The organism is Rhizobium sp. CRRU65 (assembly GCF_048551595.1).
GTDB lineage: Bacteria > Pseudomonadota > Alphaproteobacteria > Rhizobiales > Rhizobiaceae > Rhizobium > Rhizobium leguminosarum_J.
This window is the reverse complement of sequence record NZ_JBLYZH010000021.1, coordinates 102,500-126,356: the sequence shown is the minus strand read 5'-3', so window position 1 is coordinate 126,356 and position 23,857 is coordinate 102,500. Positions and strand designations below refer to the sequence as shown.

Below are 23,857 nucleotides of genomic sequence, written 5' to 3'. Positions count from 1 at the left end.
AGCTCCTTGACCTGTTCCCCACTCATCTGCGTAACTGTTGCCTCGGCTGTTTCGGGCATCTGGGTGTCCTTGCGGCTTCCTCTGCCCACGCGTGCTCCAAAGCGGAGACAACTTGGTTCTCTTGAACGAAGACGCGCGTGACAGGACTGCGCCGCCTTTCAGATCTCAGAAACCGGCCCGTGCGAAGCCTCGCGATATTGTTCCTTATGCCAAGTGGGCCCCTTTTCTGGAAGCGCCACCGATTGCCCGTCTGGGTCGATCAGCCGCAACTCGCCAAATGACGCGAGCCTGAGCTCTATGCGAGTATCACCTCGGTGTGCCTGATTACTCTCCGAGCGGAAGAGTGATATCCGCTACGGAGGCTCCCAATGTTACGCCGCGACTTTCCGCCTGCGCCATCGCCTTCACCAATGCGATGACCGTTTCGCGGATATTGCTGTCGGCGATCTTTAGAAAAGCGCGATTGAGCACCAATCCCTCTTTCGTTCGCAGGAATTCAGCGACCGGGTCCATATTCGCGGATAGATCCAGCCCTTGCAGCGTCAACGGCTCGGAATTCTCCTGCTCGAAGAAGAAGCTTGGCGACGTCTGAAGCACCTCGGCGATCCGCTGCAGCCGGCTGGCGCCGATGCGGTTGATGCCCTTCTCGTACTTCTGAACCTGCTGAAAGGTCACACCGATCTGCTCGCCAAGCCGTTCCTGGCTCATCCCGAGCAACTGCCGGCGCATTCTGATGCGCGCTCCGACATAGCTGTCTATTGCATTCGCTGTCTTGACATTCATCGTGTGTTTTCAGCCTCGATCGCTTTTTTCAATCGGTGCAGCTGTAGTATCCCCTGCATGGCTTTTCCATGGTTGTTTTCACATAGCATACTGGATATGCGATGATCGCGACTGACTGTGATATGAATGCCCGTCTGGAAAGACGCTAAGCTAGGCAGAAATCACTTGTTCGGAGAGCAAATCGAACAAAAGCCGTACCAATACGGATAAAACTGGGCTGTAATTGCGTCCCCGCTTACGCTAAATGCAGTTCAGCGACCGCCGCACGAGAGTCTTCCCAGCCCCGATCGCCCGAAAATCCATCGAATAAAATCGACGTGGCACGGCACCGGCCGTGCCTGTGCAGGAGAAGCATTGATGGCAACCGTTGCCGAGAGCGCGCCCCGTTTCGAAAAAACAACGATGTCCATCCTCATGGCGGTCAGCTTCTGCCACATGCTGAACGACATCATGCAGTCACTGCTCGCCTCGCTCTATCCGCTGTTCAAGGCGAACTACGATCTCGATTTTGTGCAGATCGGCCTCCTTACCATGACGTTCCAGGTCACGGCTTCGCTGCTGCAGCCGCTGGTCGGCATCGTCACCGACCGCTGGCCGATGCCCTATTCGCTGCCTGTGGGCATGGCGAGTACCTTTTGCGGCCTCATTCTGCTCGGCAATGCCGGCAGCTTCGAACTACTGCTGGTTGCCGCAAGCCTGATCGGCTTCGGCTCGGCGGTCTTCCACCCGGAATCGTCGCGCGTTGCCCGTCTTGCCTCTGGCGGCCGCCACGGTTTCGCGCAATCCTTCTTCCAGGTCGGTGGCAATGCCGGCCAGGCGATCGGTCCGCTGCTTGCCGCCTTCATCGTGCTGCCGCTCGGTCAGCACAGCGTCTCCTGGTTCGCCGCCATCGCCATGGTCGGCATGGTCGTGCTGAGCTGGGTCGGCAACTGGTACATCAGCCACAGGCGCCAGAATGCCAGCAAGCCGGCGGTAAGCCGGACCCTTCCGCTGCCGCAGAACAGGGTCGTCTGGGCGCTGCTCATCCTCGTGCTGCTGACGGCAACGAAGAATGTCTACATGGCCAGCGTATCGAGCTACTTCACCTTCTATGTCATCGACAAGTTCGAGCTCAGCGTGCAGCAGGCACAGCTGATGCTCTTCCTGTTCCTCGGCTCCGTCGCCGTTGGCACTTTCCTCGGCGGGCCGATCGGTGACCGCTTCGGTGCCCGTTTTGTCATCTGGTTCTCGATCCTCGGCGTCATTCCCTTCGCGCTCCTGCTTCCCTATGCCAACCTTTTCTGGACGGGTGTGCTCAGCGTCGTCATCGGCCTGATCTTCGCTTCGGCCTTCTCTGCAATCGTCGTCTTCGCGCAGGAACTGGTGCCCGGGCGCGTCGGGCTGATTGCCGGGGTCTTCTTCGGCTTCGCATTCGGGGCAGGGGGGCTTGGTGCAGCCCTGCTCGGCAGTTTCGCCGACACCCATGGAATCGATTTCGTCTACCGCATCTGCTCCTACCTGCCGCTGCTCGGTCTCCTCACGGTCTTCCTGCCGCGTATTCCCAAGCAGAAACCAGTCTGAGGCGACATCGCTTACGGACAATCGATCGAGCCGGAATGTCACCGACACTCCGGCTCGATTTCGCACGTCGCCTTCGCCCATAGGCCCGAACGTATTTTTCTCCTGCTATGGGGAAGAGGGATCACCATTCCTTTAATCCACTATTTTTATAGATAATATTCGTCCGATAATGACGTCGGTCTCGGCACGATATTGGAAGGAAATGGCATGTCTGCTCACAAATTGGTCGGCCTTGCGGGTAGCTTCAACCGCCCCTCGAAGACCTTTGCGCTTGTCGAAAACGTTGCCGGTCTCGCCGGTGAGAAATACGGCTTCGACAACACCATCTACGATCTGACCGATGTCGGCCCCTCGCTTGGCCAGGCGCTGCGCCGTGACGATCTCGACGGTCGCGCCAGGGAAGTCATCGACGACATCGTCAATGCCGATGTGCTGGTCATCGGAGCGCCGACCTACAAGGGCAGCTATCCCGGTCTCTTCAAGCATCTGATCGACCTGATCGACCCGCATGAGCTGCGCGCCAAGCCAATCATCATCACTGCGACCGGCGGCGGTGACCGCCATGCGCTGATGGTCGAGCACCAGCTCCGCCCACTCTTCGGTTTTTTCATGTCACACACGCTGCCGACCGCCGTTTACGCGTCCGACCGTGACTTCACCGATTACCGTGTCTCATCCGATCCGCTGTCCAAGCGGATCAGCGAGGTCATCGGCGAGCTCGAGGCGTTCTTTCCCAGCCGGAATCAGGCGCTGATCGCTGCCGAGTAAAGAGCGTCGGGATAAGCTTGAAACGGCGCCACGAGGGCGCCGTTTTCATTTTTGGAGCATGCTCTCAAGCCGCAATTAATCCATAAATTTGGTGGAAATTTATCCTGCCGATATCGATGGCAGGGCAAGAGTTTTTCTGGGCTTTGCTCCACATCAGACATTCGTGCTTCGCTCGCGATCTGCGCATTTGCCATGATCGGCCTGCTCGGGGCGTTCGGCCTCATTCAGTCAGACGGGATATACAATGACCAAGAACAAAAATCTTCACGGCTTCCACCTTTCGCGCCGGGCGGCTCTTGCCGCCGTCGCCATTTCTGCTGCCGCAGTCTTTTCCTTTGCCGCACCCGCGCCTTCCTTTGCCGAGGACAAGTCGATCAAGGTCGGCATCATGGCCGGCGAGGAGGAGGATATTTGGCGCGTGGTCGCGAGCGAGGCGGGCAAGAAGGGTCTCAAGATCGAAACCGTCATCTTCAACGACTACACCCAGCCGAATGAAGCGCTGGAGCGCGGCGAAATCGATGCCAACGCCTTCCAGCACCAGCCCTATCTCGACAACCAGATCCAGCAGCACGGCTATCACATCGTTCGCGTCGGTTATACCGGGGTCTGGCCGATCGGCCTTTACACCAAGAAATACAAGTCCGTCGCAGAGATCCCGGAAGGTGCCGTCATCGGCGTGCCGAACGACCCCTCGAACGAAGGCCGTGCGCTGCGCGTTCTCCAGAGCGAAGGCCTGATCAAACTGAAGGAGGGCACCGGTATTCTCGCGACCGTCGCCGACGTCACCGACAATCCGAAGAAGATCGAGATCAAGGAACTCGACGCCGGCATCGTCGGCCGTTCGATCGACGATCTGGATGCCGGTATCGTCAACACCGACTGGGCGCTGAAAAGCGGTCTTTCGCCGGCCGAACGCATTGCCCAGGAGCCGATCGCTGATAATCCATACCGCAACTTCATCGCCGTCAAGGACGACAGCAAGGATGCCGAATGGGTCAAGACGCTTGTGTCTTCTTATCAAAACGACACCGTCAAGGCCGAATTCGAGAAGGTCTATAAGGGCACCGGTCTCAGCGCCTATTGATCAGAGGCTGGGCTGGGGTTAAGGCCTGCCGAGAGGCGGTCCGGGCGTTCTTTGCCCGGGCCGCCTTCAGCATTTGCAAGGAAAAACACATGAATTCCTTTGTTTCCACCACGGCGATCGAGGCAGAGCCGCAAACGGCGACCGAAGAGGTGGTGAGGCTTACCGGTGTGAAGCGGCGGTTCGGAACCACTGCAGCACTCGACGGCATTTCGCTGACGGTGAAGAGAGGCGAGATCCTTGGCATCATCGGCCGCAGCGGCGCCGGCAAATCGACGCTGATCCGCTGCCTGAACGGCCTGGAACGCGCCGATAGCGGCGAGATCCTCATCGAAGGCCGAGATATCACCGGACTTTCAGAACAGGAATTACAGCCGCTGCGGCGCCGCATCGGCATGATCTTCCAGCATTTCAATCTGCTTTCTGCCAAAACCGTCGAAGAAAACGTCGCGCTGCCTCTGAAGATCGAGGGTCTTGCAAAGAGCGAGCGCCTGAAACGGGCGCACGAGCTGCTCGAACTCGTCGGCCTTGCCGACAAGGCGAAGGCTTATCCCGTATCGCTATCCGGCGGCCAGAAACAACGCGTCGGCATTGCCCGGGCGCTGGCGGCACGCCCGGCACTGCTGTTGTCCGACGAGGCGACATCGGCGCTCGATCCGGAAACGACCCGGTCGATCCTGGCATTGCTGAAGGACATCAACCGTAAGCTCGGACTGACCATTCTGCTCATCACCCACGAGATGGAAGTGGTACGCGGCATTGCCGATCGCGTCGCGGTCATCGATGCCGGGCGGATCGTCGAGGAAGGGCAGGTCTGGTCGGTCTTTGCCAATCCGCAGGCTGAAATCACCGGGAGCCTGCTTGGCGGTATCCGCCCGCAGCTTCCTGAGCATATCGCCGGCCGGCTGTCGGCGACGGCGGGCAGCGAAGCGATCCTCAGCGTCGATCTCGCCGGGCCACAGGCGCAGGGCGCGCTATTTGCCGAACTCTCGGCAGCATTGCCGCATTCCTTCCGCCTCGTCCATGGCGGCATCGACCATATCCAGAACCAGCCGGTGGCGCGGTTCTTCATCGCCGTTCCCGCGCGCGACCCCGCGCTTGCCGGAAAAGTCGAACAATTCCTGACGGCCCGGTCCGCCCGGGTGGAGGTGCTTGGTTATGACACCGATCATGCTTGAACTGCTTATTCGCTCCCTTTGGGAGACGGTCCTGATGACCCTCGCCTCGGGATTGATCTCGCTCGTCGCCGGCCTGCCGCTCGGCCTTGCTCTGGTCGCGACAGCGCGCGGCGGCATCGCCGAAAACCTCTGGATCAATCGCATGCTCGGGTCAGTCATCAACGGTTTCCGCTCGGTGCCTTTCATCATCCTGCTGGTGGCGCTGATCCCGCTGACGCGGCTGATCGTCGGCACCGCGCTCGGCACCTGGGCGGCCATCGTGCCGCTCGCCATCGCTGCAACGCCCTACTACGCCCGTATCGCCGAAGTATCGCTGCGCGAGGTCGACCGCGGGCTGATCGACGCCGTGCGCGCCATGGGCGGCAACCGCTGGACGATCATCCGCGAGGTGCTGGTGCCTGAAGCGCTGCCGGGCATCGTCGCCGGTTTCACCGTCACGCTGGTAACGCTGATCGGCGCCTCGGCCATGGCGGGCGCGATCGGCGCCGGCGGCCTCGGCGATCTCGCCATCCGCTATGGCTATCAACGTTTTGAAACCAGCGTGATGATCGCGGTGGTGGCCGTCCTCATCGTGCTCGTCTGCGGAATCCAGTGGCTTGGCGACCGGCTGGTCGCCAGGTTGGACCACCGATAAGTCAGCGCCGGAACTGGGCAGCGGGATGAGCGGCGGGCAACCTGCCGTTCCCGCCGCCGAAAAGCTTCTGCCGCAAGGGTCCTGCAGCATAGTCCGCCTTGAAGACGCCGCGCTCCTGCAGCACCGGGACGACCAAGTCGACAAAATCGCGCAGGCTTTCCGGCGCCACGGTCCGCGCCAGGTTGAAGCCGTCGATGCCGCCCTCTCCGATCCACGTCGTGAGATGATCGGCGATCTGCTCGGGCGAGCCCACCATCGGCTTCATCCGGCTGCCGAGTACCATCTGGTCGATGATGTCACGCAGCGTCACCGGCTTCGCTGCCTGTTTCGTGATGGCCGCAAGTGCGGATTGATTGGCGTTGGTCGAGCTCTGGTCGATGACGTCGTCCAATTCATACTTCGAAAAATCGACACCTGTCGAAGCTGAATAATGCGCAAGCGAGGCCTCGACGCTCGCATGGCGGCGATAGTCCTCGAGTTTGTCCTGGGCTTCCTTCTCCGTCCGCCCGACGACAACTGTGATCAGACTCAGGATCTTCAATGCGTCGGCGCCGCGGCCGAACTCCTTCGCCTTCGTCCGCAGCGCATCGACGGTCGGCTTGGCCGCCTTGGGATTTGGCCCGGCAATGAAGACGCATTCGGCGTGACGTGCGGCGAAATCCTGCCCGCGTGCCGAGGCGCCGGCCTGGAAGAGCAGGGGCGTGCGCTGCGGCGAGGGCTCGGAAAGATGGATGCCTTCCATCCGGTAATATTTGCCGTCGTGACGGACAGAGCGCACTTTGGAGGGGTCGGCATAGACACCGCCTACCTTGTCGCGCACCACCGCATCGTCGTCCCAGCTCCCTTCCCAGAGCTTGTAGAGTATTTCGAGATATTCCTCGGCCGCATCGTAGCGCGCATCATGTTCCGGCAGCTTGTCGAAACCCATGCTGCGGGCGGCACTGTCGAGATAACCGGTGACGATGTTCCAGCCGATCCGTCCCTTGGTCAGATGATCGAGCGTCGACATGCGCCGCGCCAGCAGGAAGGGTGGCTCATAGGTGGTGTTGACGGTGACGCCGAAACCCAGATGTTTCGTGACATAGGCCATCGCCGAAATCGGGATCATCGGATCATTGACCGGGATCTGCGCGCCCGTCTCGATCACCGGCGCCGGGCTACCCTTGTAGACGTCATAGACACCGACGATATCGGCCAGGAAGATGCCGTCCAGCTTGCCGCGTTCGGCGGTCTTGGCAAACTCTGTCCAGTAGTCCAGATCGGTATAATGCGCTGAGCGGTCGCGCGGATGCGTCCACAGGCCGTGGTTGATATGCCCGACGCAGTTCATGTCAAAAGCATAGATCTGCATGGTCTTCATGAGGCGGGTCCCAAAGCCGGCAATAGAAATCAAGGATTTGCCGCATTAATAATCCTAGAGCATGATGCCGAAAAGTGTGAGCGGTTTTCGGACGACATCATGCTCTAACTATATAATATAGAACAGGATTCAGATTTTGGGCCGGCTCGGCCTAAAATCATCCTGTCCGGGCTCTATCGCACGAGGAGCCGGTGAAATGGTAGGGTGGGAATGAAAAAAGCCGGAGGAACCGCATGACGAAGAAGACGCTGTCGGATTGGGCGGAGCTTGCGCAAAAGGAACTGCGCACCTCGCCCGAGAAGCTCACCTGGCAGACGCCGGAAGGCATTGCCGTCAAGCCGCTCTATACGGCCGAGGATCTTGACGGCGCCGGGCATCTTGGTTCGCTTCCCGGCTTCTCGCCTTTCACCCGCGGCCCGCGGGCGACGATGTATGCCGGCCGGCCCTGGACGATCCGCCAATATGCCGGCTTCTCGACGGCAGAGGAATCGAATGCCTTTTATCGCCGCAATCTGGCGGCCGGCCAGAAGGGCCTGTCGGTCGCCTTCGATCTTGCCACCCACCGCGGGTATGACAGCGATCATCCGCGCGTCGAGGGTGATGTCGGCAAGGCGGGTGTGGCAATCGACAGCGTCGAGGACATGAAAATCCTGTTCGACGGCATTCCGCTGGCTGAAATGTCGGTGTCGATGACGATGAACGGCGCCGTCATCCCGATCCTTGCCTCCTTCATCGTGGCCGGCGAGGAGCAGGGTGTTTCGCGAGCCGACCTTTCTGGCACCATTCAGAACGACATCCTGAAGGAGTTCATGGTCCGCAACACCTATATCTATCCGCCCGAATCATCGATGCGGATCGTTGCCGACATCATCGACTATACCGCCCGCGAGATGCCGAAGTTCAACTCCATCTCGATCTCCGGCTACCACATGCAGGAAGCCGGCGCGACACTGGTGCAGGAACTGGCCTTCACGCTGGCCGACGGCCGCGAATATGTCCGCGCCGCCATCGTCAAAGGCCTGAGCGTCGACGAGTTCGCCGGCAGGCTCTCGTTCTTCTTCGCCATCGGCATGAACTTCTTCATGGAAGCGGCCAAGCTGCGCGCCGCCCGCCTGCTCTGGACGCGGATCATGGAAGGGTTTCATCCGAAGAAACAGTCCTCGCTGATGCTGCGCACCCATTGCCAGACCTCCGGCGTCTCCTTGCAGGAGCAGGACCCTTATAACAACATCATCCGCACCGCTTTCGAGGCGATGTCGGCCGTGCTCGGCGGCACGCAGTCGTTGCATACGAATTCCTTCGACGAAGCGATTGCGCTGCCGACTGAGTTCTCCTCTCGTATCGCCCGCAACACCCAGCTCATCCTGCAGCACGAGACCGGCGTCACCAAGGTCGTCGATCCGCTCGCCGGCTCCTACTATGTCGAAAGCCTGACGGCCGAACTGGCAGACAAGGCCTGGGCGTTGATGGAGGAAGTCGAGGCACTCGGCGGCATGACCAAGGCGGTGGCAGACGGCCTGCCGAAACGGCTGATCGAGGAAGCGGCCGCACGCCGCCAGGCGGCCGTCGACAAGGGCGAGGAGGTCATCGTCGGCGTCAACCGCTATCGGCTCGACAACGAGCAGCCGATCGACATTCTGGAGATCGACAACAGCGCAGTACGCAAAGCGCAGATCAGACGTATCGAGGAAACCAAGCGGCGGCGCGATGGCAAAGCCGTGCGCGAGGCCTTGGCGGCCCTGGCCGAGATCGCACAGAGCGGCAAGGGCAACCTGCTTGAAGCCGCCATCGAGGCGGCGCGGGCCCGCGCCACGGTCGGCGAGATATCGGATGCGATGCGCGATACCTTCGGCGATCATGCCGCCACGCCAGTGGTGATTAAGGGCGTCTATGGCCAAGCGTATGAAAACGAGCCGGAACTCGCCGTGCTCAAGACTCGCATGACGGAGGTTACGGAAGCCATGGGGCGCCGGCCGAAGATTATGGTCGCCAAGCTCGGTCAGGACGGACACGACCGAGGCGCAAAGGTGATCGCCTCGGCCTTCGGCGATATCGGCTTCGACGTGCTCGCCGGTCCCCTGTTCCAGACACCGGAGGAAGCCGCCGGTGTCGCACTCAGCGAAAAGGTCAACGTCGTCGGCGTCTCGTCCCTGGCGGCCGGTCACAGGACGCTGCTGCCACAGCTGATCGACAGGCTGAGGGAACAGGGCGGTGGTGATATCATCGTCGTCTGCGGCGGTGTTATCCCGCGGCAGGACTATGAATTCCTGCATGAACACGGCGTTGCAGCCGTGTTCGGCCCGGGAACGAACGTTCTTGAGGCGGCAAACTCCGTTCTCGACCTGCTGCAGGGTAGGCGGAGAAACCAGTAATTCAGCATCTCAAGAAAACGCGAAGCGGTTTTCTGCCCGGAAATGCACAAAAATCAGCACGTCAAAGCAGGCCGCGCTTTGCCAGATTGCTCATCAGCGCCGAAATGCCGAAGGTCCAGGGCGGGCATTCGGTGGAGAGGCGCACGGTGTTGATGAGCGCGCCGAGGCCTGCCGAGGAAATCTCGACGACATCGCCGATCTTGTGGGTAAAGCCTTGCTTCGGCGCGTCGCGGTCCTGAGTCGGCGCAAACAGCGTGCCGAGGAAAAGCATGAAACCGTCGGGATATTGATGATGGGCGCCGACCGTCTGCTTGACGAGATCGGTCGGATCGCGACTGATCTGCGACATCGAACTCTTGCCGTGCATCACGAAGCCATCCTGGCCTGACACCTTCAGGTCGAGTTCGGCCTTGCGTACATCATCGAGGCTGTAGCCGGCATCGAACAGGCGGATGAAAGGACCGATCGAGCAGGAGGCATTGTTATCCTTGGCCTTGCCGAGCAGCAGCGCCGAGCGGCCCTCGACGTCGCGCAGGTTGACGTCGTTGCCGAGAGTCGCCCCCGTGATTTCGCCGCGGCTGTTGACCGCGAGCACGATTTCCGGCTCGGGATTGTTCCAGGTCGAGATCGGATGCAGGCCGACATCCGCACCCCAGCCGACGGAGGAGAGCACCGGCGACTTGGTGAAGACTTCGGCGTCCGGCCCGATACCGACCTCGAGATATTGCGACCACATGCCTTCGTCGATCAGTGCCTGCTTGACCTTGGCAGCCTCCGGCGAACCGGCCTTCAGATTGGTGAGACTGCCACCGATCAGCGTGCTGACGCGCTCGCGGATCGAGGCGGCACGCTCCGGACTGCCGGCCGCCTTCTCCTCGATGACGCGCTCGATCATCGACTGCGCAAAGGTGACGCCGCAGGCTTTCACTGCCTGAAGGTCGACGGGCGCCAGGAGATAGGGACGCGCTTCATCCGGCGTGCCGGTGCTGTTGGCGGCGATATCCTGCAACGAGCCGATCGCCTTGCCGCTTGCAGCGCGCACGAAACCAGCAGCGTCCTGCTGCTCGAGCAGCGCGCTCAGTGTCGGCGCCTCGCGCGAGGTGATGTCGACCAGCTCCCCCTCTCGAAGCGCCACGATGCTCGGCCCGGCAACCTGGGGATTCCAGGCGCGGCCGACAAAAAGACCATCCGAAGCGGCGATATCGAGCAGAGGTTGAGACATGGTGGATCTTCCGTCACAGGCGAGCGGGGAGCGCTCTTCAAAACATTGCGGGGTGTTGCCGCCCTCCAGCCCGGCGGCAGCCGAAATCGATCACATTCACGGAGATGGGGCAAGATGCGCCGGGGAAAAAGACTTTCGCCCGATCGGTTCAAGCCGTGGCCCTTTGTCGAAAGACCAAGCGTAAAAACCTGCAAAATAACTATTTAGATACAAATTAATCGTTATATTTCATATGTTTAATTTGCAACCCTGTCGATTTCCCCCTTCATCTCGCCTTGACAGGCGGCGGCTTTCGTTATCTGTTTTGCGCGACATGGAGGAGGCTGGCGTCAGGCGGCCACACGAAAATCCCAGGAGGATATTGCAGCGATGTTGAGATTTGCCGTCGTCGGAATCGACCATGGGCACACGTTCGATCACGTAAAGGGATTGCTGGCCGCGGGTGGCGAGTTCGTCGGCTATTGCCCGCAGACCTCGGTGCCGGCGTTGCGCGAGGCCTTCGAGAAGACCTATCCTGACGCGCCGCAGATCGACAGGCAAAAGCTGTTCGACGATCCGTCGATCGATGTCATCTGCATTTCCGCGATTCCGCGTGATCGTGCCGGGCTTGCCATCCGCGCAATGAGGTCGGGCAAGGATGTGATGACCGACAAGCCGGGCGTGACGACCTTCGCCCAACTCGAGGACGTCAGGCGTACCGTTGCCGAGACCGGCAAGATCTTCTCGATCTGCTTTTCCGAGCGCCACTGCGTCCGCTCCGCCGTCAAGGCCGGCAAGCTCGTCGCTGAAGGCGCGATCGGCAAGGTGATCCAGACGCTCGGCGTCGGTCCACACCGGCTGCAACTGCCGACCCGGCCGGACTGGTTCTTCGATCCCGAAGCCTTCGGCGGCATCATCGTCGATATCGCTTCGCACCAGGTCGACCAGTTCCTGTTTTATACCGGCTCGACCACAGGCGAGGTCATCGCAAGCTCGATCGGCAATTTCGGCATGCCCGACAAGCCCGCTTTCGAGGATTTCGGCGAGGTGCTTCTGCGCTCCGACAAGGCGGCGGGCTATGTGCGAGTCGACTGGTTCACGCCGGAGGCGCTGCCGACCTGGGGTGACGGGCGCCTGACCATCCTCGGCACCGAAGGCTACATCGAACTGCGCAAATATATCGATATCGCCGGCCGGCCGGGCAAGGATCACCTCTTCCTGGTCAACGGCAAGGAAATGACCCATATCGATTGCAGTGGCGAAAAACTCGACTATTTCGACGCTTTCACCGCCGACGTCGGCAACCGCACGCAGACGGCGATGACCCAGGATCACGTTTTTGAAGTCTGCCGTCTTTCGCTCGAAGCCCAGGCGAAAGCCGCGCGCATCGGCGCTCGCTGAGGAGGAAATCATGACCAGGAAATTGCGCGTCGGCGTCATCGGCGCAGGCATCGCTGCGCGGCATCTGGCCGGCTTCGGTTGGAACAAGGAGCTTTTCGAAGTTCCCGTGCTCTGCTCGCTCGATGAGGAGCGCGGCAGAGCGCTGTGCGAGGAGTTCGGCATTGCCGAATACACGCAGGATGCGGATTCGCTGTTTGCCCGCGACGATCTCGACATCATCGACATTTCGACGCCGCCGAGTTCGCATTTCGAACTGTGCCGCAAAGGTATCGAGTCCGGCAAGCACGTGATCTGCGAGAAGCCGCTCTTCGGCTCGATCGCCGAGGTCGACGAGATGGGGCGCATCCTTGCCCGCTTCCCCAGCAAGAAGCTGATGCCGATCTTCCAGTATCGCTATGGTTCCGGCCTGCAGAAGCTGAAGCTGCTGATCGAACGTGGCCTGGCCGGCAAGCCGTTCCTGACCACGATCGAAACCCATTGGTGGCGCGGGCCGGATTATTATGCCGTGCCGTGGCGCGGCAAATGGGCGAGCGAACTCGGCGGTGGCCTTCTCGGCCACGCCATCCACGCCCATGACATGCTGAACTATGTGCATGGCCCCTGCGCCGAGGTGTTTTCCTATGGGGCGACGCTGGTCAATCCGATCGAGGTCGAGGATACGGCAGCCCTTTCGGTGAAGATGCAGAATGGCTCGCTGGCGACGCTGTCGATGACGCTGGGTTCGCGCAAGGAGATCTCGCGGTTGCGCTTCTGCTTCAACGACCTCGTCGCCGAAAGCATCATCGAACCCTACACGATGGGCCGTGATCCGTGGACGTTCGTCGCCGGGACAGAGGAACATCAGGCGCGGATCGACGAAGTGCTCGCCGCCCATGTGCCTGGCGAGGATGGCTACACCCGTCAGTTCGAGCTCTTCCATAAGGCGATCGTCGAAGACACCGACCCACCGGTGACGCTGCAGGATGCCCGCAATTCGCTGGAACTGGTAACGGCCGCTTATTTCTCGCAGCGAACCGGACAACCGACGCCGATGCCGATCGCCGCCGATCATCCGCTCTATCGCTCCTGGCTTCCGGCAGGGGAATGGCGGGCTGCGGCCACCGTCTGAATCGGGAAGGGCTCTCCGATGCTGAAATCCTTCGAGCATGTCGGCATGACGGTCGGCGACATGGACCGCACCGTCGATTTCTACTGTGGCCTGCTCGGCCTCAGCCTCGTGCTGCGCAAGACGATGGCGAATGGCATGCAGGTCGCGTTCCTCGATGCAGGCGGCGGCATGCTGGAGGTCTTTGCGCCGCCCGGCGGCGCGTCGACGGCGGTCGACGTGCCTGACGATACGGCCGGCGTCCGGCACCTCACCTTCTGTTTCGACAATGTCGAACAGACCTTCGCCCGCCTTGAACAGGCGGGTGTCGAGATCAAGGAGCGGCCGCGCTTCGCGGTCCACTCCGAGATGCTGAACAAGATCGCCTTCGTTCGCGATCCCGACGGCATTATCGTCGAGCTTGCCGAACGTTCTCTGAACCGCCAGGGCTGACACAGGTGCTGCCGATCCCTTCGCTGCGGGCGGTCAGACCGTCCCGCAGCAGATCGATCAGGCGCCGGATGAGTTTTGCCGCCATGCAAGGCTCTCCTCAGCTCGCCAGCTTGGCGCTGATATAGTTGCGCCAGCCGCCAAGTGCGGTGATTTCCTCAGCACCTTTCACCCCATGGGCCTCGCAGACGAAGCCGGAGACGCTGGAACCGTCTTCGAGCGTCAGCTTACCGATGCCGAGGGGTGCCGGAATCTTCTGGACGAACCTGCCGAAAGCATCGGCCGGCAGTGCCCAGACCTCGACCTCCAGCCCCTGCCCCCTATGGCCGGGTTCGCGCAGCAGCCCCGGTTTCGGCGGCATGGTATTGGGCAGAACGAAGAGGCGATAATCGCCTGATGTGCGGCAGGTCTTGACCAGACGCCCGCCCGAGCCTGCCAGTTCGTGATTGAGCGGCATGCCGGTCAGATGCGCACCGACGACCGCGATTTCGATGAAACCGTCATCGCCAGGCACGACACGGCTCGCTTCCGGTATTGCCGCCTGCCGGTCGATGCCCATGCCGGAAGCTGCTGCGCGGTGCAGCGCATCGGCAAGTGGGGCCAGGGCATCGTCGGTGAAGGCAGGTGCAATGACGGTGACGCCGCCCGGCAGGCCGTCTTTGCCGAAACCGGCCGGAACGGCGATCGCTGCGCAATCGAGCAGGTTGACGAAATTGGTGTAGCGACCGAGGCGGCCATTGAGCACGACGGGATTGGCCAGCATGTCGGCGACCGTGTAGGTGGTCGGTGCGGTCGGCAGCAGAAGCACGTCCGCCTTTTCCCATTCGGCTTCGGTCTTGCGGCGCAGCTCCTCCAGCCGGTATCGGCCGTTAAAGGCCTCGACCGCGGTCTTGCCCTTGGCGCCTTCGATAATCCCTCTGACCGTCGGGTCGAAATCGGCGGCGTTGGTGGCGAGGAAGGTCTCGACCGCCGCCAGACGCTCGGCGACCCACGGCCCGTCATAGAGAAGGGCGGCGGCCTCGCGGAATGGCGCGTAATCGAAAGGCACGATGGTCGCTCCGAGCGCTTTGGCCCGCTCGATCGCCTGGTCGTAGAGCGCCTCCACCTCCTTGTCACCGAAGAATTCCCGCTCGGCATCGGTGAGAACGCCGATGCGCAAGCCCGATACCGGCAGGTTCGCCGGCTTGGCGTGACGCGAGAAAGCATCGGCGCCATCGAAGCCTTCGGCGACCTTGCGGATCGCAACACCGTCGCCGACGGTCGCCGCAAAAATCGTGATGCAGTCGACGCTCTTGCAGGCCGGAACCGCGCCGGTATTCGGCACAAGGCCCGGCGTCGGCTTGATGCCGACCAGATTGTTGAAGGCGGCAGGCACGCGGCCGGAGCCTGCCGTATCGGTGCCGAGCGCAAAGGCCGCGAGGCCGGAGGCCACCGTGACTGATGATCCGGAACTCGATCCGCCGGAGATATAGGCCGCATCGAAGACCGAACGCGGCGCGCCATAGGGCGAGCGCGTGCCGTTGAGGCCGGTCGCGAACTGGTCGAGATTGGTCTTGCCGATGATGATGGCGCCGGCTGCCTTCAGCCGCGCAACGACGGTAGCGTCCGCTTCCGGCCGATATTCGTATGCCGGGCAGGCGGCCGTCGTCGGCAGGCCGGCGGCATCGATATTGTCTTTCACGGCGAAGGGCACGCCCCAAAGCGGCAGGCTGTTTGCCTCGGGCGCGCGTGCCATCAGCACTTTTGCGGCCGCGCGCAGCTCGTCATCCGGCACCGGGGTGATGAAGATTGCCGGATCTTTCGAGGCGGCACGCCGCGCGATCACCTCTTCGATGGCGTCGAGCGGCGTCAGGCCGGATTGATAGGCGGCGCGAAGGCTTGAGAGATCGAGGATGGTCGGCAGCATGTCAGCATTCCTCCAGAACGACGATGATATCGCCGGCTTTGACGTTTCTTCCCGGCCCGGCGCGCAGGTCGCGGACGCGGCCTGCCGCATGGGCGGTGACGTTGATTTCCATTTTCATCGATTCGATGATGGCGAGTGTATCGCCGGCCGCAACCGAGGCGCCCGGCTCGACCAGCAATTTCCAGATATTGCCGGGCACGGCGCTGGCAACACCGAAGCAGCCGTCGGGAATATCCCCATCCGGACTTTCGCCCGTGCCTTCATCGGTGACGAAGCTGTCGAGCCCGGCTTCCTTCCAGCGTTGGCGCTCAGTATCGAAGGCGGCCTGCTGCGTTGCCTTGAAACGGCCGATCGACGCCGAATTCGCCTGCAATTCCTTCTCGTAAGCGGCATAGGAGAATTCCGTCTCCTCGATCCGAATCGGATAGCCCCCGTGCGGGAAGGCGGCGCGCGCCTCCGTCAGCTCCTGATTGCTGACCGGGAAGAAACGGATCTGGTCGAAGAAGTTCAGCAGCCAAGGTTTTCCCTTGGCAAAGACCGGCGTCTCCCGCCAAGTGTTCCAGACTTGGATGGTGCGGCCGAAGAGCTGGTAGCCGCCCGGTCCTTCCATGCCATAGATGCACATATAGGCGCCGCCGATGCCGACGGCATTTTCCGGCGTCCAGGTGCGAGCGGGATTATACTTCGTCGTCACGAGACGGTGGCGCGGATCGGTCGGGGTCGCAACCGGCGCGCCGAGATAGACGTCGCCGAGACCCAGCACCAGGTAGCTGGCATCGAAGACGATATCGCGAACGGCCTGTTCGTCGGGAAGACCGTTGATGCGGCGGATGAACTCGATATTCGACGGGCACCAGGGCGCATTCGGGCGCACCAGCTCCTGATATTTGCGCATCGCAAGCTCCGCATCCGGATCGTTCCAGGAGAGCGGCAGATGCACGATGCGGCTCGGCACCGTGACCTCCTGCGCTGCCGGAAGCGTCGCCTCGATCGCCGCCAGAAGCCCCAGCAGGCGCTTTCGCGTCAGCTGCGTGCCGTCATAATGGATCTGCAGCGAGCGGATGCCGGGGGTAAGGTCGACGATGCCAGGAAGGCGAGCCTCGATGACCGCCTGCATCAGCAGATGCACCCGCAGGCGAAGCGCGATATCGAGCGTCATCGGCCCATATTCGACGAGCAGATTGTCGTCGCCTTGGCGGCGATAAACGACAGAAACCGGGCCATCCTCGCTGATGCCGAGGATCGGCGAACCTGTTTCTTCCGTGGGCCGCCGCACCGCCGGGCCGGCGATCGGGTCTTCCGGCCGCGCCACTGCATGAAAACGGATACGGTCGCCGGGCTTGAACTGGCCCATCTTCCACTGCTCGTCGCGGGCAATCACCGCCGGGCAGACGAAGCCGCCAAGGCTCGGGCCGTCAGGGCCGAGAATGATCGGCATGTCGCCGGTGAAATCGATCGCCCCGATCGCATAGGCATTGTCGTGCAGGTTGGAGGGGTGCAGCCCCGCCTCGCCGCCATCGTGGCGTGCCCAAACCGGAGCAGGGCCGATGAGGCGAACGCCGGTGCGGGCGCTGTTGAAATGCACCTCGTACGCCGTCGAGAACAGCGTCTCGATATCGTTATCCTCGAAGAAATCTGGCGCGCCGTGCGGGCCGTAGACGACGCCGACATCCCATTCGCGCGTCAAGGTGGCCGGCTCCTTTGCGGGCGTCGCCGGTTCGGTTGCCACCTGCCGGGCAAAATGAAGCACATGCCCCGTCTTCAACGTGCCTGTGGCGTTACCGCCGAATTGGCCGAGGCCGAACGTCGCCCGCGAGCCGAGCACGACGGGAGCTGCAAAACCGCCGGCGACGGCGAGATAGGCGCGCTGCCCGGGTCCTTCGATCGTGCCGATCGACAGAACCTGGCCGGCGCGGATCAGCACCGGCGTATCATGCGGCAGCTTTGCACCATCGCAGGTCATCGCCATCCGGGCGCCGGCAAGCGCGATCGTCTGGTCGGCATAAAACCGCAGGGTCGGGCCGGAAACGGTCAGTTCGAGTGCGGCCGTTACATCGTCATTGCCGACCAGCCGATTGGCATGGCGGAAGGAGCGCTCGTCCATCGGACCGCTTGGCGGCACGCCGACATGCCAAAGGCCGAGCCGGCCCGGCAGTTCCTGAATGCTCGACTGCGCGCCGGGCGCAAGCACCTCGACGACGTCGGGAACGAAGGCGAAGTCGCGCAACGCCGTCGTCGCCACCTTGGCGCCGGCGAGCAGCTCGGAAGCGGCGATCGTCCTGAGATAATCGAGGTTGGTCTCGATGCCTGATATCGACGTTTCAGCGAGTGCTGCCTTCAGCTTCTCGATCGCCGCCGGCCGGTCTTCCGCCGTCACGATCAGCTTGGCAAGCATCGGGTCGTAGAAGGGCGTCACCTCGGTTCCCGTCTCGATCCAGCCGTCGACGCGAGCATTGTCAGGGAAGACGACCTCGGTTAGCAGGCCTGCGCTCGGGCGGAAATCGGCATGCGGCATCTCGGCATAAACACGCATCTCGATCGCCGCACCCTTCGGCGTCAGGCCCATAGCTCCGGAGAGCACGTCCTCGCTGGCCGCCTGCCGGATCATCCATTCGACGAGATCGATGCCGAAGACGGCTTCCGTCACCGGGTGCTCGACCTGCAGGCGGGTATTGACCTCGAGGAAATAGAATTCCTCGCGCTGGGGATCATAGATGAATTCGACGGTGCCGGCCGATTCATAGGAGACCGAACTTCCCAAATCGACCGCCGCCTTGTGCAGCCGCGCCCGTATCTCCGCGGAAAGGCCAGGCGCAGGGGTCTCCTCGACCACCTTCTGGTTCCGCCGCTGCAGCGAGCAGTCGCGTTCGCCGAGCGCAATCACTCCGCCCTTGCCGTCGCCGAAGATCTGCACCTCGACATGGCGCGCTTCGGCAACGAAACGCTCGATGTAGACGCGCGCATCCCCGAAGCTGGCGCGCGCGGTCCGCTGCACGCTTTCGAAGGAAGCCTTGAGGCCGGCGGCATCGGCGCAGAGCTGCATGCCGATGCCGCCGCCGCCGGCCGTGCTTTTCAGCATGACGGGATAACCGACGATCTCGGCAGCCGAAAGCGCATCCTCGACGCTCTGCAAGAGATCGGTGCCGGGCAGCAGCGGCACGCCGCTCGCTTTCGCCAATTCGCGCGCCGTATGCTTCAGGCCGAAGGCCGACAGATGCTCTGGGCGCGGGCCGATGAAGGCGATACCCTCGGCGGCGAGCCGCTCGGCAAAGCCGATATTCTCCGAGAGGAAACCGTAGCCTGGGTGCACGGCCTGCGCCCCCGTCACCTTGCAGGCGGCGATGACGGCATCGACGTTGAGATAGCTCTCAGCGGCTGGCGCCGGGCCGAGGCGTACGGCCTCGTCGGCGGTCAGCGCCGGCATCGAGAACCGGTCGGCATCGGAATAGACGGCGACCGAGGCGATGCCCATCCTCTTCAATGTCCGGATAACGCGGACGGCGATTTCGCCGCGATTGGCGATAAGGACCTTGGTGAACATCGATCAATCCTCGCCGTCCCAGATCAGCACCCGGATCGGCGTCGGATCGAAGCCGTTGCAGGGATTGTTGATCTGCGGGCAGTTGGAGATGACGCAGAGCACGTCCATCTCCGCCACCAGCTCGACATAGTCGCCGGGCGCGGAAATGCCGTCGACGATGGTCATCTCGCCATTCGGCTTGATCGGCACGTTCATGAAGAAATTGATGTTCGGCACGATGTCGCGCTTGCTCATGCCGTGTTTGGTCACCTCGATCACGAAATTGTCGCGGCAGGCATGCAGGTATTTGGTGCCGTGGCCGAAGCGCACAGTGTTGCTTTCGCAGGAGCAGGCGCCGGCGGATGTGTCGTGGCGGCCGCAGCTGTCGGCCGTCATGACCAGCATGACGTTGCCTTCGTTCGAGATGATCTTCGTGCCGGTGCCGATATAGGCGCCGCCTTGAGCCCGCATCGTATCCTGGTTGGAATAACGCTCGGCAAAGTCATCGGCGCGGTAGAACAGCGTATCGATCGCCTGCTGGCCGTAGCTGTCCTCGATGCGGATGGTCTGGCCCTTGCGGACGATGCCGGACCATGGCGCTTCGGCCGGAATGAAATGATCCTGCACGGCGTTTTCGAGGCTGCGCGAAGCTGAAGTCTTGATGAAATCGGTCATCGTCATTCTCCTCAGGCCAGCATCGAGGCGTTGTTCTCGAAGCCGCGAAGGGCTTCGGCGGTCGCCGTGCGCGCGAGGTCGTCGGCGCCGGGAGCGGGCGCGCGAAAGCGCGTGACGATCACCGGCTTCGGCGCATAGACCGGATCGGGATCGAGCGGATGCGGGCAATTGGAGAAGCCGACGATCATGTCCATCTCGGCGCGCAGCTCGGCATAGTCGCCGCTGTTGGAGAGTTTGCCGCGCCAGTGGAAGCCACCGTCATCGTCGACGCGGACGGAAGCGAAGAGATTGAGAATTGCGGGAATATCGCGCCTGGTGAGACCAAGCTTGCCGGCGACGAGCACAAGATTGTCGCGGGTGTTGCGGGTCTTGACGCCGGGATATTTGGCAGCGTTCGAAGCTGCCGTCGAGCCGCCCATCAGGCAGTCGTGGGCGCCGGAGCTATCCTCGATCAGCGAAAACATCACCCGGCCCATGTCTGAGAAGATGACGCGGCCCTTGCCGAGGGCGGTCGTCCACTGCACCTTGACCGTATCGACGAGATTGAGCCGTTCGCTCGTGTCAGCGGCGTTCCAGGCGACGAGCGCCACGGTCGATCCGCCTTCGCCCTGATCGATGCGGAGAGCCTCGCCGCGCTTCAGCGCGCTCGACCAGTGCCAGCCGCCGGGGATGGTTTCCTGATGGATGATTGCAGCCGCATCGATTGCGGGGGCCGGCAGAGGGCTCGGCGCCGGAAAGGCCTTCGGCGCAAATTCCAGCCCCTTCTTCTGATGTTCCTCGTAACGCTGCCGGTTGGCAGCGATCTCCTCGGGCGAACGTCTGACATGCATCATGGTTTTTCTCCTGACGGACTGGAAGCCGGGTCGTCCCGGCGAAGGCCCAGAGAAATGACCGGGCCGTCCCGGTCGGGGCTGAAGATGGAGGGCGCGCCGGCAAGCCTCGGCGGCCAGATCGAAATATCCTTGGTGATCGTCGCGCCGTAGCGCTCCTTTTCCTCCGGGCGGTCACGCTTGCGCTCGAAGGCGACGACGCGCGTCGCCAGCGTGAAGGCTTCGCGCATGTCATGTGTCACCATGACGACGGTCATCTGCGTTTCGTGCCAGAGCCGCTTCATCAATGTGTGGATCTCGGCTCGGATGCCGGGATCAAGCGCACCGAAGGGCTCGTCGAGCAGCAGCACCTTCGGCTTCATGATCAGCGCCTGCGCCAAAGCCAGGCGCTGCTGCATGCCGCCTGATAGTTGCGCCGGATATTTGTCCTCGGCGCCGGAAAGGCCGACTTCGGCAATCAGCCGCCGTGCCTCGTCGATGGCGTCGCGACGGGCGGCGCCGAAAAGCTTGGCCTTGTAGCGGGACGTTGAGAGTTCCCGCCCAAGCAGCACGTTGCCGAGCACGGTTAGATGCGGGAAGACGGAATAGCGCTGGAAGACGACGCCGCGATCCGGCCCCGGCTCCTGCGGTAGGGCTTCGCCGTCCAGCAGGATTGTCCCTCGCGTCGGCCGCTCCTGGCCGAGCAGCATACGCAGGAACGTCGACTTGCCGCAGCCGGACGGGCCGACAAGGGCGACGAAGGCGCGCGAAGCGACGGTCAGCGACACATCCTCAAGCACGATCTGGTCGCCATATTCCTTCCAGACCTTTTCGATCACCAATTCGCTCATGCCTGCTTCTCCAACTCCGACCAGGGGAAGACGGCGATGCGGATGCGATCGAGGATATAATTCATGATCACGGCGAGCAGCGTGATCCAGACGACATAGGGAAAGATGACGTCCATCGAGAGATAGCGGCGGACGAGGAAGATGCGGTAGCCGAGACCGGAATCCGACGAGATCGCTTCGGCGGCGATCAGGAACAGCCAGGCGGGGCCAAGCTGAAGCCGGAGGCAGGTGATCAGCCGCGGCAGGATCTGCGGCAGCACGACACGAAGGCCGATTTGCCAGGAGGAACCGCCGAGCGTTTCAGCCTTGACGATCTGTTCGCGTGGCAGCTCCAGTGCCTTCAGCGCAAGATCACGGATCATCGTCGGCGCGACGCCGATGACGATCAGCGCGATCTTGGAGGCTTCACCGAGACCCATGGCAATGAAGAGGACCGGCAGCAGCGCCAGCGGCGGCACCATCGAGATAACGGCGACGAAAGGGGAGAGCAGCGCCCGGAGATAAGGCAGCATACCGATCAGCATGCCGATGACGAGCGCGGTGATCGTGGAGATGCCAAGGCCGGCAAACAGACGGATCAGGCTCGCCCCGGTATCGGACCAGAGCAGGTATTGGCCGGTGCGCGGATCGGCGATGAAGGCGAGGCGGTCGATCGCATCGGCAAAACCGGCAAGACCGGGCAGCAGCTTGTCGTTGGCGTTTTCCGCCAGCCGTGCTGCCGAGCCGAAAGTATAGGCAACAATCAGCAGCACGAAGGGCAGCAGCGTCAAGGTAAGCTGCGCACCCCGGCTCGGCCTCGTGTTGATCCAGCGCATAGGGAAAGCTCCGCTGATGAAGGGTGGGCGGTGCGGTCAACTCCGCACCGCTGCTTTGACATGGCTCAGAGCGAACCGTCGGCGGCGGCCTTCATGTAGGTCTCGGTGAAGCGTAGCTTGACGTTCCCGCTGTCGCCGAGGATCTTGCCATCAGGCATTTCGATGCCGATGACGTCGGCCGATGGCGCGCCATTGCCGAGCAAGCCTTTTTCGAACAGGAAGTTGCGGACGAGATCCATTGTCTTCGGCAGGCTGCCCGACGAAGTGAAGGCAACGGCATCGGCCGGCTTGGCAAACAGCTTGGTGGCGGCAAGCTGGGATTCGAAGCCCTTGAGATCGGTGCCCGATGCCTGGCCCATCGCCTCGCGCGCAGCCTTGCCGTCGGCACTGTCAGCAGTCAGAAGTGCTGCGGTTTCATACCAGATGCCGGCGAGCGCCTTGCCGAAATTCGGATTGTCCTTCAGCACGCCTGAATTGGCGACCATCAGGTCGATGATCTCGCCCGGCACCTGCGAGCTGTCGAAGACCTTCTTGGCCGTGGGATCCTCGAGAATGGTCGAGACCAGCGGGTTCCAGGTGACGACCGCGGTCACGTCAGCCGTCTTGTAAGCGGCGACCATATCGGCGTCGGAGGTGTTGACGACTTTCACATCGCGCTCGGTCAGCTTGATGCTCTCGAGCGCGCGGGCGAGCAGGTAGTGCGAGACGGAAAATTCGACGAGATTGACGTTTTGTCCCTTGATGTCGGCAAGGCCCGCCTTGTCCTTGAGGATGACGGCATCATTGCCGTTCGAGAAGTCGCCGACAATCACGGCTGTCGTATCGACGCCGCCGGCGGCCGGGATCGACAGGCCGTCCATGTTGGTCAGCGTCACGGCGTCGAAGGCGCCTGCGGTATACTGGTTCATCGATTCGACGTAGTCGTTGAACTGGGTGACCTCGATCTTGATGCCGTATTTGTCGGCCCACTTCTTGACGATGCCGTGATCAGCAGCATAACCCCAGGGCATCCAGCCGACATAGATCGACCATGCGACCTTGAAGTCGGTCTTCTGTTCGGCCTTGGCGATGGAGCCCAGTCCCAGCGCCAGGGACGCCGTCAGTGCGGTAATCGATAGAATCTTCGAAAAAGTCTGCATTGAAATTCCCCTTTTGCTTTTCTTCAAAAGGGATCGGCAATGACCATCGTGCCGCCAATCCCTTGGCTTACGAGGTCTCCCGGGCTTTTGTCCCGCCGTGCACCCGGCGGGATGTCTCCCCTGCCGGTGGCAGCTCTCGGACCAGCCACGCCTTGCGACGCCGGAACCCTAGCCACCAACTCTGCAACCATCGAAGCAAAGTGCGTGCCAAATTATAAATCATTGATTTTATTGAGAGTGCGATGGCGCCGATTCCCTCGCAGATGCAAT

At 62.0% G+C, this 23,857-nt stretch carries 20 protein-coding genes and 1 riboswitch; of the genes, 9 read left to right on the top strand and 11 right to left on the bottom strand.

All coding sequences use genetic code 11. The annotated features are described in order from the left end of the window. Nucleotides 1–324 precede the first annotated feature (324 nt). A complete protein-coding gene (locus tag ACM5SV_RS32090) occupies nucleotides 325–783 on the bottom strand; it encodes a helix-turn-helix domain-containing protein (RefSeq protein ID WP_017997246.1) in 459 nt (152 codons plus the stop codon). A gap of 357 nt (nucleotides 784–1,140) precedes the next feature. Here ACM5SV_RS32090 and ACM5SV_RS32085 point away from each other — a divergent pair, with 357 nt between their 5' ends. After that, nucleotides 1,141–2,343: an MFS transporter gene (locus ACM5SV_RS32085; protein WP_026157701.1), complete on the top strand. Its 1,203-nt coding sequence runs from the start codon at nucleotides 1,141–1,143 to the stop codon at nucleotides 2,341–2,343. A gap of 207 nt (nucleotides 2,344–2,550) precedes the next feature. After that, complete coding sequence (gene msuE, locus ACM5SV_RS32080) at nucleotides 2,551–3,111, top strand: FMN reductase (protein ID WP_113545327.1); 561 nt, start codon at nucleotides 2,551–2,553, stop codon at nucleotides 3,109–3,111. Here msuE and ACM5SV_RS32075 read toward each other — a convergent pair. Continuing rightward, nucleotides 3,087–3,305 carry a hypothetical protein gene (locus ACM5SV_RS32075; protein WP_128440163.1) on the bottom strand — a complete coding sequence of 73 codons (219 nt, stop codon included), beginning with the start codon at nucleotides 3,303–3,305 and terminating at the stop codon, nucleotides 3,087–3,089. The genes msuE and ACM5SV_RS32075 overlap by 25 nt on opposite strands. A gap of 50 nt (nucleotides 3,306–3,355) precedes the next feature. On the opposite strand from ACM5SV_RS32075, the gene ACM5SV_RS32070 reads away from it, so the two are divergent. The 3 genes from ACM5SV_RS32070 to ACM5SV_RS32060 all read left to right on the top strand — a co-directional run bounded on the left by ACM5SV_RS32070 (nucleotide 3,356) and on the right by ACM5SV_RS32060 (nucleotide 6,004). Further along, nucleotides 3,356–4,195, top strand: a complete 840-nt coding sequence (locus ACM5SV_RS32070) for a MetQ/NlpA family lipoprotein (protein ID WP_128449539.1) — start codon at nucleotides 3,356–3,358, stop codon at nucleotides 4,193–4,195. Between the two features lie 89 nt (nucleotides 4,196–4,284). Further along, nucleotides 4,285–5,370, top strand: a complete 1,086-nt coding sequence (locus ACM5SV_RS32065) for a methionine ABC transporter ATP-binding protein (RefSeq protein WP_026157700.1) — start codon at nucleotides 4,285–4,287, stop codon at nucleotides 5,368–5,370. Further along, nucleotides 5,351–6,004 carry a methionine ABC transporter permease gene (locus ACM5SV_RS32060; protein WP_029874964.1) on the top strand — a complete coding sequence of 218 codons (654 nt, stop codon included), beginning with the start codon at nucleotides 5,351–5,353 and terminating at the stop codon, nucleotides 6,002–6,004. Before ACM5SV_RS32065 ends, ACM5SV_RS32060 begins: the two co-directional genes overlap by 20 nt. A gap of 1 nt (nucleotide 6,005) precedes the next feature. On the opposite strand, the gene ACM5SV_RS32055 is transcribed toward ACM5SV_RS32060, so the two are convergent. Beyond that, nucleotides 6,006–7,364, bottom strand: a complete 1,359-nt coding sequence (locus ACM5SV_RS32055) for an LLM class flavin-dependent oxidoreductase (RefSeq protein WP_221992532.1) — start codon at nucleotides 7,362–7,364, stop codon at nucleotides 6,006–6,008. A 233-nt stretch (nucleotides 7,365–7,597) separates the two neighbouring features. Between ACM5SV_RS32055 and scpA the strand changes: the two genes are divergently transcribed. Then, nucleotides 7,598–9,736, top strand: coding sequence for a methylmalonyl-CoA mutase (scpA, locus tag ACM5SV_RS32050; protein WP_222017780.1), 2,139 nt, complete (start codon nucleotides 7,598–7,600; stop codon nucleotides 9,734–9,736). Nucleotides 9,737–9,797: 61 nt separating this feature from the next. Here scpA and ACM5SV_RS32045 read toward each other — a convergent pair whose 3' ends face one another. After that, a complete protein-coding gene (locus ACM5SV_RS32045) occupies nucleotides 9,798–10,958 on the bottom strand; it encodes a fumarylacetoacetate hydrolase family protein (protein WP_017997238.1) in 1,161 nt (386 codons plus the stop codon). Nucleotides 10,959–11,327: 369 nt separating this feature from the next. Between ACM5SV_RS32045 and ACM5SV_RS32040 the strand changes: the two genes are divergently transcribed. From ACM5SV_RS32040 to ACM5SV_RS32030, 3 genes are read left to right on the top strand one after another with little or no spacing between them, the layout of a single operon-like run. Further along, entirely contained in the window at nucleotides 11,328–12,338 is a 1,011-nt protein-coding gene (locus tag ACM5SV_RS32040; RefSeq protein WP_003549180.1) for a Gfo/Idh/MocA family protein, read from the top strand. Nucleotides 12,339–12,348: 10 nt separating this feature from the next. Then, nucleotides 12,349–13,446: a Gfo/Idh/MocA family protein gene (locus ACM5SV_RS32035; RefSeq protein ID WP_164047269.1), complete on the top strand. Its 1,098-nt coding sequence runs from the start codon at nucleotides 12,349–12,351 to the stop codon at nucleotides 13,444–13,446. Nucleotides 13,447–13,464: 18 nt separating this feature from the next. Next, on the top strand, nucleotides 13,465–13,875 hold the full coding sequence (locus ACM5SV_RS32030; protein ID WP_012760003.1) for a VOC family protein: 411 nt from the start codon (nucleotides 13,465–13,467) through the stop codon (nucleotides 13,873–13,875). Between the two features lie 97 nt (nucleotides 13,876–13,972). Here the strand turns inward: ACM5SV_RS32030 and atzF are convergent, their stop codons facing one another. The 7 genes from atzF to ACM5SV_RS31995 all read right to left on the bottom strand — a co-directional run bounded on the left by atzF (nucleotide 13,973) and on the right by ACM5SV_RS31995 (nucleotide 23,587). Next, on the bottom strand, nucleotides 13,973–15,778 hold the full coding sequence (atzF, locus tag ACM5SV_RS32025) for an allophanate hydrolase (protein WP_012760005.1): 1,806 nt from the start codon (nucleotides 15,776–15,778) through the stop codon (nucleotides 13,973–13,975). Between the two features lies 1 nt (nucleotide 15,779). Next, the gene (uca, locus tag ACM5SV_RS32020; RefSeq protein ID WP_012760006.1) at nucleotides 15,780–19,319 is read right to left on the bottom strand and encodes an urea carboxylase; all 3,540 of its coding nucleotides are present in this window, start codon (nucleotides 19,317–19,319) and stop codon (nucleotides 15,780–15,782) included. A 3-nt stretch (nucleotides 19,320–19,322) separates the two neighbouring features. After that, entirely contained in the window at nucleotides 19,323–19,973 is a 651-nt protein-coding gene (locus tag ACM5SV_RS32015) for an urea amidolyase associated protein UAAP2 (protein WP_012760007.1), read from the bottom strand. Nucleotides 19,974–19,984: 11 nt separating this feature from the next. After that, a complete protein-coding gene (locus tag ACM5SV_RS32010; protein WP_012760008.1) occupies nucleotides 19,985–20,806 on the bottom strand; it encodes an urea amidolyase associated protein UAAP1 in 822 nt (273 codons plus the stop codon). After that, nucleotides 20,803–21,633, bottom strand: coding sequence for an ABC transporter ATP-binding protein (locus tag ACM5SV_RS32005; RefSeq protein WP_012760009.1), 831 nt, complete (start codon nucleotides 21,631–21,633; stop codon nucleotides 20,803–20,805). Before ACM5SV_RS32005 ends, ACM5SV_RS32010 begins: the two co-directional genes overlap by 4 nt. Further along, on the bottom strand, nucleotides 21,630–22,448 hold the full coding sequence (locus ACM5SV_RS32000) for an ABC transporter permease (protein WP_128407587.1): 819 nt from the start codon (nucleotides 22,446–22,448) through the stop codon (nucleotides 21,630–21,632). Before ACM5SV_RS32000 ends, ACM5SV_RS32005 begins: the two co-directional genes overlap by 4 nt. A 65-nt stretch (nucleotides 22,449–22,513) precedes the next feature. Further along, on the bottom strand, nucleotides 22,514–23,587 hold the full coding sequence (locus ACM5SV_RS31995) for a putative urea ABC transporter substrate-binding protein (protein ID WP_128407588.1): 1,074 nt from the start codon (nucleotides 23,585–23,587) through the stop codon (nucleotides 22,514–22,516). 74 nt (nucleotides 23,588–23,661) lie between these two features. Beyond that, nucleotides 23,662–23,770: riboswitch (guanidine-I (ykkC/yxkD leader) on the bottom strand. Between the last annotated feature and the right edge of the window lie 87 nt (nucleotides 23,771–23,857).